Consider the following 12,637-nt stretch of genomic DNA (forward strand, 5'->3'; position numbering starts at 1 on the left):
GGGACAGGATGATGCGCAAGGCGATGACGTTCCGCACTCTGCTGGGCGGCGTCGCCCTGATGCTCAGCCTGGGCGGCAACGGGCCTGCGGGACCCGCCGCCGACGCCCCGCCGCCGGGGCTGACCGTGGACCGCGTCGTGCTGCTGATGCGGCACGGCGTGCGCCCGCCGACCAAGGCGCCGCCGATACCTGCGGGCATGGCGGCCGACCCCTGGCCGAGCTGGCCGGTCGCGCCCGGCTGGCTCACTCCGCACGGGGCGGAGGCGGTCGGCCGGCTTGGTGGATGGGACGGTGCGCGGTTGCGCCGGCTTGGGGTGCTTCCCGCTACCGGCTGCCCGGCAAAAGGCGCGGTTACCGTGGTCGCCGACAGCGACCAGCGCACCATTGCCACCGCCGATGTCTGGCTCGCCGCGCTTGCGCCGGGCTGTGCCATCCCCAGCCGCCACCGGCCGCAGGGCGAGGACGACCCGATCTTCTCGGGTGACGGCAGCGTCGATCCCGCCATTGCGAATGCGGAGCTCGCCACGGCGATCGGGCCGGGTGGCATCGCCGCGGTGGAGGCGCGCTTCCATCCGCTGCTCACACGGCTCGACAAGATCCTCTGTGGTGCGGCCACAAGCGGGTGCGGCGTCTCCGCCGCGCCTTCGCGCATCCTTCCCGCCGGCGCCGGCAAGCGTCCCAAGCTGGAGGGCGCACTCGATCGTGCCTCCACTGTGGCGCAGATCCTGCTGCTCGAATATGGCGAGGGCAAGCCGATGGCCGAGGTCGGCTGGGGCCGGGCGACTGCCGGGGATGTCGCCGCGCTGTCGGCGTTCCACGCGCTCGAATTCCGCCTGCTCGCCCGTCCGCCGCACCTCGCTGCTGAGCACCTCGCCGGCATCGCGCCGATCCTGGTCGAGGGACTGACCGGCAGCGCGGCGGTGACGCTCGTCTCCGGGCACGACACCAATGTCGCCAATCTGGGCGGGCTGCTCGACGTGCACTGGCAGGTGCCGGGGATCGCCGCCGACGACCCTGCGCCGGGCGGGGCGATCGTGCTGGAACGGCTGCGTGACGCAACGGGCGCGCTCTACGTCCGCGCACTCTACCGGTCGCAGACGCTCGAGCAAATCCGCAGCGCCGGGCCGCTCGTGGCCGATGCACCCTATCGTGCGGTGCTGGCGATCCCGGGATGCGCGGCGCGGGGCATCCGGGGCCTGTGCACGCTCGCCCAGTTCGAGGAGAAGCTGGCGCCCGCGCTGCGCTGACACCCTTTCCGATCAATCATGCCTTGCCAATCGGTCCGGCCATGACCAGTCTGGCCGGACCGGCGGCACGAGCGAAGCTCCCATGAGACTGCCGGGGCAATCCAGGAGGCGCCTGGAGAAGATGCCATGTTCAAGCATAATCGTACGGCTGCATTCGCGGCCATCGGCCTGATCCTCGCTAGCGCGGGGGTCGCCTGGGCCTACACCACCGACGTCGATGCCCGCGGCAGCATCACCAATATCAGCAACGGCAAGCGCTTCACCATCCAGCAGCGAACCGACAGCACGCCGGGCAGGGCGGAACTGCGCGGCACGTCGAGCACCACCGGCGCCTCGGCGAGCGGGCGGTTCAAGCTGGTGAGCGGCGGCAAGTATGTGAGCGTGATGCAGGTGCTCAACGTCGTCGCGGCAGGGAGCACTTCGGGCCCGTCCGAACCGATCACCCAGCTCGCGGTGCGGCCCAAGTCGGGCGGCAATTTCGAGTTCTACGTGGTGCAGGGCGGGCAGGTGTGCAGCGGCGCGCCGACCGTGGTGATCGGCAGCTCCTATGACGTCAGCGTATCGGTGAGCACCGGGCAGACGCCGGAATACCGGATCAACGGCGTGATCTGCAAGAAGTCGAACCCCGACGGGGACAAGGCGGGCACCGTCTTTGACGGCAGCCTGAAGAGCGGGCGCCATTTCTACCCGAAGATGGGCGCCTACAATACGAGCAGCAACCAGTCCCAGAGCGGTGGTGGCTCGACGATCGAGTGGACCGAGATCGCGATCTGATGGGTATTCCCTTCTCCCCGTGGGAGAAGGGAGGGGCCCGCCCGCGCAGCGGGTGGGAAGGATGAGGGCGGGCGCGCCACGGACGATATCGTTCGAGGAGAGCTCACCCTCACCCAACCCTCTCCCAAAGGGAGAGGGCTTTCAATGTCCCCCCATGTCCTGCGGCATCGGCATCATGTTGGCGTTGAGGTGGTACATCACCCACACCGAGCCGCCGATCGTCAGGATCACGATCACCGCGGTGAACAGGAAGGCGAGCAGTGTCCATCCGCCCTCGGACCGCGTGTCGAGGTGCAGGAAGAAGACGACATGGACGATGATCTGGACGATCGCGAAGGCGAAGATCGCCGCCACGGTCCAGCCGGGCGAGAGCGGCGAGCCGTTCATCACCAGCCAGAACGGGATCACCGTCAGGACGATGGCGAGCAGCGCGCCGATGCGGTGGCCATTGCCGTGCCCGTGCGTGCCGGGCGTTTCGTGCGGGGTGCTCAACGGATCACTCCATAGAGATAGACGAAGGTGAAGACGCCGATCCAGATGATGTCGAGGAAGTGCCAGAACATCGACAGGCAGATCAGGCGGCGCTTGGTCGCCGGGTTGAGGCCGTGCTGGCCGAGCTGGATCAGCATGGTGACGATCCACACCAGGCCGACGGTGACGTGCGCGCCGTGGGTGCCGACCAGAGTGAAGAAGGCCGAGAGGAAGGCGCTACGGTTCGGCCCGGCATTCTCGGCGATCAGGTGCGAGAACTCGTAGAGCTCGATCCCGACAAAGCCTGCGCCGAGCAGCCCGGTGAGCGCCAGCCAGAAGCGGACGGGACCGACCCGGGCCGCCTCCATGTGCGGCATCGCTTCCCCGAAGGTGATCGACGAGGCGAGCAGCAGGCCGGTGTTGAGCGCGACGAGCTTCAGGTCGAAGATCTCGCGCGGGACCGGGCCGCCAGCATAGGCGCCGGCCACCACCCCGAACATCGCGAACAGCGAGGCGAAGATGAGCGCGTCGCTCATCAGGTAGATCCAGAAGCCGAGGATCGTGGGGCCGCTGGCCCCGTGATCGTGATGCTCCTCTTCCTCGGTCAGGTGCCAGACCGGCTCGGCCTGGGGTTCCAGTGTGTGGTCGGTCATGTCAGGCCCCCTGCGCAAGCAGCGTGGTGCGCTTGTCCTCGGTTGCGGCGACTTCCTCGGCGGGAATGGTGTAGTCGCGCTTGAAGTTGAAGGTGTGTCCCACGGCGACCGCGAACAGGCCGGCGAAGCTGAGGGCGGCGAGCCACCAGATGTACCAGATCATCGCGAAGCCGAAGACCAGCGCCAGGGCCGAGAGGATCACGCCCGCGCCGGTGTTCTTCGGCATGTGGATCGGGCGGAAGCCGGTGGTCGGGCGCAGATAGCCGCGGCTCTTCATGTCGTACCAGGCATCCAGGTCGTGGATGACCGGGGTGAACGCGAAGTTGTAGGCCGGTGGGGGCGACGCGGTCGACCATTCGAGCGTGCGGCCCTCCCACGGATCGCCGGTGACGTCCTTGTGCTGCTCGCGCTTCAGCCAGCCGACCAGGATGCTCATCACGAAGCCGAGGATGCCGACCAGGATGATCACCGCTCCGATCGCCGCGATGACGAAATAGGGCTGGAAGCTCGGATCGTCGAAATGGTTCACGCGGCGCGTGGTGCCCATCAGGCCGACGATGTAGATCGGTGTCCAGGCGACCCAATAGCCGATGACCCAGCCCCAGAAGGCGACCTTGCCCCAGAAGTCGTCGAGCTTGAAGCCGAAGGCCTTGGGGAACCAGTAGACCATGCCGGCGAACAGCGCGAACACCACGCCGCCGATGATGACGTTGTGGAAATGGGCCACCAGGAACAGCGAGTTGTGCAGCACGAAGTCCGCCGGCGGGATGGCGAGCAGCACGCCGGTCATGCCGCCGACGGTGAAGGTGAGCATGAAGGCGACCACCCACATCATCGGCAGCTCGAAGCGGATGTTGCCGCGGTACATCGTGAACAGCCAGTTGAAGATCTTCGCGCCGGTCGGGATCGAGATCACCATGGTGGCGATGCCGAAGAAGCTGTTGACCGTCGGGCCGGCGCCCATCGTGAAGAAGTGGTGGAGCCAGACGAGATACGACAGGATCGTGATGACCACCGTGGCGTAGACCATCGACGAATAGCCGAACAGGCGCTTCCCGGTGAAGGTGGAGGTGATCTCCGAATAGATGCCGAAGGCCGGCAGGACGAGGACATAGACCTCGGGGTGGCCCCAGATCCAAACCATGTTCCAGTACATCATCGGCGCGCCGCCGAGCTCGTTGGTGAAGAAGCGGGTGCCGGCGTAGCGATCGAGCAGCAGCAGGAAGAAGGCCGCGGTCAGCGCCGGGAAGATGGCGATGGCCAGGACATTCGAGCAGAGCGCGGTCCAGGTGAAGACCGGCATCTTCATCATTGTCATGCCAGGGGCACGCATCTTGATGACGGTGGCGACCATGTTGATCGCCGAGAGGGTGGTGCCGACGCCGGCCATCTGGAGGGACAAGAGATAGTAATCGACACCTGTGTCGGGGCTGTACTGCAATCCGGCCAGCGGCGCGTAGCTGAGCCAGCCGGTGCGGGCGAACTCGCCGACGAACAGCGAGAGCATCACCAGCACCGCGCCCGCGACCGTCAGCCAGAAGCTGAGATTGTTGAGGAACGGGAAGGCGACGTCGCGCGCGCCGATCTGGAGGGGCATGACGAAGTTGACGATGCCGACGATCAGCGGGATCGCCACGAAGAAGATCATGATCGTCCCGTGCGCGGTGAAGATCTGATCATAGTGGTGGGGCGGCAGGTATCCGGGGTTGTCCCCGAAGGCGATCGCCTGCTGGGCGCGCATCATCAGCGCATCGGAGAAGCCGCGCAGCAGCATCACGATGCCCAGGATGATGTACATGATGCCGATCTTCTTGTGATCGACGCTGGTGAACCACTCCTTCCAGAGATAGCCCCAGAGCTTGTACTTGGTCACCACGCCTACCAGGCCCAAGCCGAGCAGCGCGACGACGATGAAGGTGCCGAGCAGGATCGGCTCGTGCAGGAAGGGCAGGGACTCCAGGGACAGGCGTCCGAACACCGTCTTTGTCAGATTGTCGGTCATGGCGGTTCCGATCGCTCAGGCCTGGGCGGCGCGCGGGGCGCCGGGCATGCGGAGGGGAGGGAGGGCGGACATGTTCATGCCCTCGTGATGCGGTTCGGCGGGCTTGGGCGCGCCGGGCGGCGGCTCCTTCCCGGGCTTCATCCGCGCGCGCATCATGTCGCCGCGCATCACGTCGACCATGCAGGGCTTGCCGGGCTCCACGCACTGGTTGACGATCCTGTCGAACAGCCCGGGCTGGACGGTGGAGAAGCGCATCACCGGCACCTTCGCACTCGGCCTGGCGAGCTGGAGATAGGTCGCGGTGTCGAGCGCGCCGCCCGCCTTCACCCCGGCGACCCACTGGTCGAAGCCGGCCTTGTCCATCCCGCGCAGCTTGAACCGCATGTCCGAATAGCCGGCGCCGGTATAGTTGCCCGAATAGCCCCAGCTGTCGCCAGTCTTGTTGAGCACCGCGTGCAGCTCCGACTTCATCGTCGGCATCGCATAGATCATGCCGGCGAGGGTGGGGGCGTAGAAGGTGTTGAACTGGTCGGTCGAGGTGATCGAGAAATGCACCGGCTGGTCGACCGGCAGCGCCAGCTCGTTGACCGTGGCGATGCCCAGGTCCGGATAGATGAACAGCCACTTCCAATCGAGCCCGATCGCCTGCACCTCGAGCGGCCTGGTGTTCGTCGGCACCGGCTTGCCCGGGGCGATGCGCTCCAGCGGGCGGAAGGGATCGAGCAGGTGCGTGCTGGTCCAGGTGACCGCGCTCAGCGCGATGATGATCAGCAGCGGGCAGGTCCAGATGATCAGTTCGAGCGTGGTCGAGTGATCGAAATCGGGGTCATAGGTCTTGTTCGGATTGCCGCGCCGGTATTTCCAGGCGAACCAGATGGTCAGCGCCATCACAGGTACGATGATCAGCAGCATCACCCCTGTAGAGAACAGGATGAGATTGCGCTGTTGCACGGCGATGTCGCCGGTCGGGTTCATGACGACCATCTTGTCGCAGCCACCCAGAATCAGGGGCAGGGCCAGTATGGAGAGGCCCCAAAAGGCCCGGCGATGCAGCTTGGATCCTGGTCTCAGCATGCGCCCCAGCTATCCTCCCGATGCTCTTCTGCCTTTGACCGATGTCAAAGGCAGGCGACTGACGATAGACTAGGCCGGAAACTATCATGGAACTGGGTCGTTGCGCATCCGTGCCTGTGCATGCGCAGCGAGTGGAAGAGGACCGAGGGATGGTGGCCACGCTGAGCACGACGAATTCGACGCAGCTCGAACGCGACGCCCGGCTGATCAACGCGCGGGACCATGAAGTGCGCCCGTCCGACATCGCCGTCGGCGTCATCATCGGCCGTGCTTCGGAATTCTTCGACTTCTTCGTCTACGCCATCGCATCGGTGATCGTCTTCCCGGCGGTGATCTTCCCCTATGTCGATGCGCTGACCGGGACGCTCTATTCCTTCGCGGTGTTCGCGCTGGCCTTCATCGCCCGGCCGTTCGGCGCGCTGCTGTTCATCTGGCTCGACCGCAAGCATGGCCGCGGGGTGAAGCTGACCATCGCGATGTTCCTGCTCGGCGGATCGACCGCGGCGATGGCTTTCCTGCCGGCCTATGCCCAGGCGGGCGGGGTGGCGGTGGCGCTGCTTGCGCTGTTCCGGCTCGGCCAGGGCTTCGCCCAGGGCGGCACCTGGGACGGGCTGCCCTCGCTGCTCTCGCTCAACGCCCCGCACGAGAAGCGCGGCTTCTATGCGATGATCCCGCAGCTCGGCGCGCCGATCGGCCTGTTCGTGGCCGCCGCCGTATTCGCCTTCCTGCTCACCGCGCTGAGCCCGGCCGACTTCCTCGACTGGGGCTGGCGCTATCCGTTCTTCGTCGCCTTCGTGATCAACGTGGTCGCGCTGTTCGCCCGGCTGCGGCTGATCTCGACCCCCGAGTTCGAGCGGCTCTACGAGAGCCAGGAGCTGCAGCCGACCCCGGTGGGCGAGCTGTTCCGCGAGGAGGGGCGCACCGTGATCCTGGGCGCCTTCGCCCCGCTCGCCAGCTTCGCGCTGTTCCACCTCGTCACCGTCTTTCCGCTATCCTGGGTGGTGCTGAAGGGCGAGCCGGCCGAGCATTTCCTGGTGATCGAGCTCGTCGGCGCCGCGGTGGGGCTGATCGCGGTGGTCCTGTCGGGCTATATTGCCGACCGGATCGGCCGCCGCACCCTGCTCGGCGTCTCGGCCGCCTTCATTGCCGCCTATAGCGGATTCGCGCCGCAGCTGCTCGGCACCGGGGCGACCGGCGAATGGGTGTACATGATCCTCGGCTTCATCCTGCTCGGCCTGTCGTTCGGCCAGAGCTCGGGCGCGGTGAATTCGAGCTTCTCGGCCAAGCGGCGCTACACCGGCGCGGGCACGACGGCGACCGCGTCCTGGTTCATCGGCGCCGGCTTCGCGCCGCTGGCCGCTTTGTTCCTGGCGAGCAGTTTCGGGCTGCTGGCGGTCGGCGCCTACCTCCTCTCCGGCGCGGTGTGCACGCTGGCGGCGCTCGGGCTCAACCGGGAATGGGGCGGCAAGGAAGCCTGATCCGGATACAAAACGACCGCCGCGCATTCTCCTGAGCAATGAGCGCATATGACGAGCTGCAGCGGCTGCACGCGGAGATAGGGACCAGGCTCGACGAGCTGGAGGCGCTGGCGGCGCGTCCCGAGCCGTCCATGCAGGCGCTTTCCGCGGTCCGCCTCGCGCTCACCCGGGCCAGCCGGGCGCGGACCATGTTGCTGGACCGGCTCTATCCCGACCTCATCGCCCGGGCCGGCGGCCAGGCCAGGGCAGATATCGAGGCGCTGCGGGCAGGGGCGCAGCACGACCGCTTCGCCTCGACCACGCATATCTCCAGCTGGACGATCCGCGAGATCACCACCCGGTGGGACGAGTATCGCGACGCCTCGCATGCCATGCGCGCGGCGATGCGCGAGCGGATCGGTCGCGAGGTCGCGCTGGTCTATCCGCTGCTTGCGGATGCGGACGGTCCGGACGCGGAAGTTGGCACCATTCACGCCCGGTGACCCTCAGACGGGCCGGTTTCCGGTTCGTTGCGTCCACTCCGCCCTCTACGCCCGGGATGCACCAGCGGACGGTGCGGGCCCCGATATTGGCACGCGTCGCCGGTTGCGGCCCGATAGCGGGCTGCGGGCAGGAACGGGGTTCACCGGTTCAAAGAGCGTTGCTGCGGAACAATAGCAGAACATCGCTTTGTAGGAAAGGCGGTGCGGCGGCGGCTTCCGTGGTCGTGAATATGCGCGGTGGGGTGGAAAACCGCCGTTCCCCGGGCTTCGGCTGCGATGTCGTTCGAGAGGTTTTCCTGTCCCGCCGGCTATGCCGAAGCTGGACCCCGGCCTTCGCCGGGGAGCCGGGAGCTTGCAGAGGAGCGGTGCGAGCTTCCGGATGCAGTGCGTCCGGTCAGGCGGGCGCGCCTGCCCGCCGCCAACGAAAAAGGCCGGAGCTTTCGCCCCGGCCCTTTCGTGATCCCAGGATCGCGCGCGCTTACTTGATGCGCTCGACGTCCTCGAAGCCGAGTTCCAGCGGCGTCGCGCGGCCGAAGATCGAGATCGAGACCTTGACGCGGCTCTTGTCGTAGTCGAGCTCCTCGACCACGCCCGAGAAGGTCGCGAAGTTGCCGCTGGTGACCTTGACGGTGTCGCCGATGTCGTAGTCGACCTTGACCTTCGCCTTGGGCGCGGCGGTGGCCGCTTCGTCCTTGGTGTTGAGAATGCGCGCGGCCTCGGCCTCGCTGATCGGCTGGGGCTTGCCCGACGAGCCGAGGAAGCCGGTCACCTTCGGCGTGTTCTTCACCAGGTGATAGACGTCGTCGTTCATCTCGAGCTTGGCGAGGACATAGCCGGGGAAGAACTTCCGCTCGGACTGGATCTTCTTGCCGCGGCGGACCTCGGTGACGGTCTCGGTCGGCACCTCGACGGATTCGACCAGGCGGTCGAGGCCCATGCGGGCGGCGTCGGCCAGGATCTGGTCGCGGACCTTGCCCTCGAAGCCCGAATAGGCGTGGATGATGTACCAGCGCGCCATGCGTTCGTTTTTCCCTTTGGTTCTTCGGTGCGGCTTACTGCGCCAGGCGCAGCAGCGAATTGACGATGAAGTCGAAGACGGCGTCGATGCCGAAGAAGAACACGCCGAGCAGCGTGGTCATGATCATGACCATCACGCCGGTCATGAACGTCTCGCGCCACGACGGCCACACGACCTTGCGGGCCTCGGTCTGCACCTGCTTCACGAATTCGGTCGGACTGGTCTTCGCCACTGGGGCCATCCTCGCTTCAAAGTTCGCCGCCTGCGGGGCACGGGTCCGCTGCCCGGTCCTTCCTGAAGGAACCGGTGCTTTCCCACCCACGCTGTCGGATTGGGTGCTGTATCTAGCGAGTCGCGAGCGAGGGTGCAAGCTGGCGGCGCGAGGAAAAGAAACGGGGCGTTTGACCGAGCCCGGAACGTCTATTTCATCGTCATCCCCGCGAAGGCGGGGATCCAGGGCCACAGGCAGGGAGCGGGCGGCCCGCTTCGGTGTTTCCGGTTAGCCGATGCTCGATTGCATCCACCGTCCTTCGCTACCCTGGATCCCCGCCTTCGCGGGGATGACGAGGTAGGCGTGAGATTGCGAAGGTAGGCAGGATTGCAAGGGGAGTTAGAACAGCGCGACTGCGACGAAGCCCAGCACGATCAGCGCCAGGAAGCCCCAGGCGAACAGGTCCAGCCGCTTCTCGACGAACTCCTGCACCGGCGCGCCGTAGATCTTGAGCAGCGTCGCGACGAGGAAGAAGCGGGCGCTGCGGGTGATCGTCGCGAGCAGCACGAAGAGGGCGAAGGGATAGTGCGACAGGCCGCTGGCGATGGTCACCAGCTTGAACGGGATCGGCGTCAGGCCCTTCACCAGGATGATCGCCCAGCCATATTTGTTGTACTGTTCGGTGAATTCGTGGAACGCGTTGTGCTTGAAGAATTCGAGCACCTGGTTCGCGAAGTCGGTCAGGAAATAGCCGATCGCGTAGCCGAAGATGCCGCCCAGCACCGAGCCGAGCGTGCAGATGCCGGCGATCAGGAACGCACGGTCGCGGCGCGCGAGCACCATCGGCATCATCATCGCGTCGGGCGGGATCGGGAAGAAGCTGGCCTCGGCGAACGAAACGGTGAACAGCGCCGGCAGCGCGTGGCGGTGATGCGCCATGCGCAGCACCCAGTCGTACAGAGGTCGGAACATCGGGACCGGGCAACTTTCCGTGCGGGAAGGGAGAAGCCGTCCTTTATGGGGGGCGCCGGGACTTGTCCATGCCGCGCCCGCGGCCCGCGCCGCATTGGGCCTTTTCGGAGGCAATTCGCCTTGCGGGCGCTCGGTCCCAACCCTAGCCTCCCGCATCATGGCGACCTCCGCCCCCACGAGCACGCCGGCGCCCGCACCGACGCCGCCCCCGACTCCGTCGCAGCCGCCCGTGGAGATACTCTACGCGGTACCGGTGGGGACGGTGATCTCCTGGTATCCGCCGGCCACCGCCTTCTCGGTCGATTCGAACGATGGGAACACCAAGACGCTGATCTGTCCGCCCGGCTTCGCGGTGTGCGACGGCAGCGTGGTCAAGGATCCGCTGAGCCCGTTCAACGGCCAGACGCTGCCCGACCTGCGCAACCGCTTCATCCTGGGCCTGAATACCGGCGATGCGGGCGCCACGGGCGGATATGATGTGACGGTGGGCTGGCAGAACCCGCAGTTCATCACTTCGCCGACCTCGGCGAACACCTCGGACAATGTGCAGAACTACATCATCCAGGACCACAGCCCGACCACTTCGTGGCGGTACGTGCTGGCGGGCGAGGACGGCATCAACGACGGCAATCACCATCACTATGTCCTCGGGGCCACCTTCACCGTGCCGCCGCCGGCCTATGCCACGCTGATCCTGCTCATCCGGATCAAATAGGATGCGCACGGCGCGCGCACATGTCCCAGGCCGCGCGCCCCTGCAGACAGCGGCGCCGGCCCGGGCGCAGGCGTTGGCGCCGCACGCGCCGGCCGGGCCTGCGCCCATGCCCCTGCACGACATCAGCCGGGTACCGATCGCCGCGCCGGTCCAGCGCCGGGCGGTGCCGGGAGGGGCGAACCGCACCGGGTTGCCCGACGGGCTCAAGGCGGGGCTGGAATCCATGTCGGGCATGTCGATGGACGCGGTGCGCGTGCATTACCGCTCGCCCGAGCCGGCGCGCATCGCCGCGCATGCCTTTGCAAGGGGCACGGACATTCATCTGGCACCCGGCCAGGAACGCCATCTGCCGCACGAGGCCTGGCACGTCGTCCAGCAGGCGCAGGGGCGGGTGCGGCCCACCGTCGACATGATCGGCACTGCGGTCAACGACGATGCCGGGCTGGAGCGGGAGGCCGACCGGATGGGCTCCGCCAGCCTGGCGCAGGGGCGGGGCGGTGCGGTTGCGCCGGCGGGTCCGCTGGCGGCACCGGTCGGCGACACCGTGCAGGGCGAGTTCACCATCGGCGCCGGGGCGCTGAAGGGGACCTACAAGACCAAGGCGGGCAAGGATACCAACTGGCTGGTCGACGAGGTCAAGCGCGTGATCGAGGACGATCTCGGCCCCGGCTGGATCGGCGACCTGCGTGGATGGGCCGCCAAGGGCGAGGGCCCCTATTCCTGGAACTCGACGACCGAGTTCCTGGACGACATGCTCCAGCGCTACGCAAAGGTGCAGAAGGACGGCAAGACGCGACCCAATTTCTCGTCGATCGCCTACAAGCTCGCCAAGGTCACCTATGGCATCCAGACCGGCATGGACCAGTCCGGGCTGAGCCCGTCGGACGATGACCTCGCTATGCCGCACCGCTTCCCCTATGCCGGGATCGAGCTGAGTACCGCGCTGTTCATCTCGGGCAAGGAAGACGACAACGACCTCAAGCGCTGGACCGGAAGACTCTACAACGCGACCGTGGGGCGGCGGAAGCTGAACCTGCCGCACATCGCGAGCAAGTCCGAGGCGCAGTGGTACAACAAGGCGGTGCAGGACCAGCTCGACGAACTCGACAATGCGGTCGGCGCGATCATCTCCGCCAAGAAGAAGGGCGAGACGATGACGCTGCACACGCCGGTGGTGCAGCGGCTGCTCAAGGCGGCCAACAACATGCACGGCAACATCCCGGACTATGGGCCGCACTCCAAGATCAACATCCCGGTCTCGAACCGGCTTCACCTGCATGTCGAAGCGCCCGACGACGACATGCTGGAGGACGACGACTGGACGGCGCCGATGACGCCCGGCTCCTATGAGGCGGGGCAGATGTCGCCGCACCGCGTTCCCAAGGGCATCGCCCATGACGACGATGGCGAGAACATGATCGGCACTGACGGCTTCGGCTATCCGATCGAGCGGATCGAAGGCTATGACGACCTGATGAAGCGCCATGGTATGGGCACCACCACGATCGGCTCCAAGGCGCTGAACTGGTGGGAAACCTAG

General features: G+C 66.6%; 13 protein-coding genes. 6 read left to right on the forward strand and 7 right to left on the reverse strand.

Translation table 11 applies throughout. The features are described from left to right. Positions 1 to 23 precede the first annotated feature (23 nt). Together J2W22_RS21470 and J2W22_RS21475 are read left to right on the forward strand one after the other, a co-directional pair. Entirely contained in the window at positions 24 to 1,247 is a 1,224-nt protein-coding gene (locus J2W22_RS21470) for a histidine-type phosphatase (protein WP_307120314.1), read from the forward strand. Positions 1,248 to 1,373: 126 nt separating this feature from the next. Next, positions 1,374 to 2,021 (forward strand): hypothetical protein, encoded by a 648-nt coding sequence (locus tag J2W22_RS21475; protein ID WP_307120315.1) that lies wholly within the window; start codon positions 1,374 to 1,376, stop codon positions 2,019 to 2,021. A 141-nt stretch (positions 2,022 to 2,162) separates the two neighbouring features. Here J2W22_RS21475 and cyoD read toward each other — a convergent pair whose 3' ends face one another. From cyoD to cyoA, 4 genes are read right to left on the reverse strand one after another with little or no spacing between them, the layout of a single operon-like run. Then, on the reverse strand, positions 2,163 to 2,513 hold the full coding sequence (gene cyoD, locus J2W22_RS21480; protein ID WP_307120316.1) for a cytochrome o ubiquinol oxidase subunit IV: 351 nt from the start codon (positions 2,511 to 2,513) through the stop codon (positions 2,163 to 2,165). After that, entirely contained in the window at positions 2,510 to 3,145 is a 636-nt protein-coding gene (gene cyoC, locus J2W22_RS21485) for a cytochrome o ubiquinol oxidase subunit III (RefSeq protein ID WP_307120317.1), read from the reverse strand. Before cyoC ends, cyoD begins: the two co-directional genes overlap by 4 nt. A 1-nt stretch (position 3,146) precedes the next feature. Further along, positions 3,147 to 5,147: a cytochrome o ubiquinol oxidase subunit I gene (gene cyoB, locus J2W22_RS21490; protein WP_307120318.1), complete on the reverse strand. Its 2,001-nt coding sequence runs from the start codon at positions 5,145 to 5,147 to the stop codon at positions 3,147 to 3,149. A gap of 15 nt (positions 5,148 to 5,162) precedes the next feature. Continuing rightward, entirely contained in the window at positions 5,163 to 6,122 is a 960-nt protein-coding gene (gene cyoA, locus J2W22_RS21495) for a ubiquinol oxidase subunit II (RefSeq protein ID WP_373423006.1), read from the reverse strand. Between the two features lie 248 nt (positions 6,123 to 6,370). On the opposite strand from cyoA, the gene J2W22_RS21500 reads away from it, so the two are divergent. Then, a complete protein-coding gene (locus tag J2W22_RS21500) occupies positions 6,371 to 7,699 on the forward strand; it encodes an MFS transporter (protein WP_307120320.1) in 1,329 nt (442 codons plus the stop codon). A 38-nt stretch (positions 7,700 to 7,737) separates the two neighbouring features. After that, positions 7,738 to 8,181, forward strand: coding sequence for a hypothetical protein (locus J2W22_RS21505; protein ID WP_307120321.1), 444 nt, complete (start codon positions 7,738 to 7,740; stop codon positions 8,179 to 8,181). A 478-nt stretch (positions 8,182 to 8,659) separates the two neighbouring features. On the opposite strand, the gene nusG is transcribed toward J2W22_RS21505, so the two are convergent. From nusG to J2W22_RS21520, 3 genes are all read right to left on the reverse strand, one after another. After that, positions 8,660 to 9,199, reverse strand: coding sequence for a transcription termination/antitermination protein NusG (gene nusG / locus J2W22_RS21510; RefSeq protein ID WP_307120322.1), 540 nt, complete (start codon positions 9,197 to 9,199; stop codon positions 8,660 to 8,662). 34 nt (positions 9,200 to 9,233) lie between these two features. Beyond that, positions 9,234 to 9,431, reverse strand: a complete 198-nt coding sequence (gene secE, locus J2W22_RS21515) for a preprotein translocase subunit SecE (protein WP_307120323.1) — start codon at positions 9,429 to 9,431, stop codon at positions 9,234 to 9,236. A 378-nt stretch (positions 9,432 to 9,809) separates the two neighbouring features. Further along, positions 9,810 to 10,382, reverse strand: coding sequence for a YqaA family protein (locus J2W22_RS21520; protein WP_307120324.1), 573 nt, complete (start codon positions 10,380 to 10,382; stop codon positions 9,810 to 9,812). Between the two features lie 157 nt (positions 10,383 to 10,539). Between J2W22_RS21520 and J2W22_RS21525 the strand changes: the two genes are divergently transcribed. Next, the gene (locus J2W22_RS21525; RefSeq protein ID WP_307120325.1) at positions 10,540 to 11,097 is read left to right on the forward strand and encodes a hypothetical protein; all 558 of its coding nucleotides are present in this window, start codon (positions 10,540 to 10,542) and stop codon (positions 11,095 to 11,097) included. Positions 11,098 to 11,203: 106 nt separating this feature from the next. Then, entirely contained in the window at positions 11,204 to 12,637 is a 1,434-nt protein-coding gene (locus J2W22_RS21530; protein WP_307120326.1) for an eCIS core domain-containing protein, read from the forward strand.

It is taken from the genome of Sphingomonas kyeonggiensis (assembly GCF_030812785.1).
In the GTDB taxonomy this organism is placed as follows: Bacteria; Pseudomonadota; Alphaproteobacteria; order Sphingomonadales; family Sphingomonadaceae; genus Sphingomonas; species Sphingomonas kyeonggiensis_B.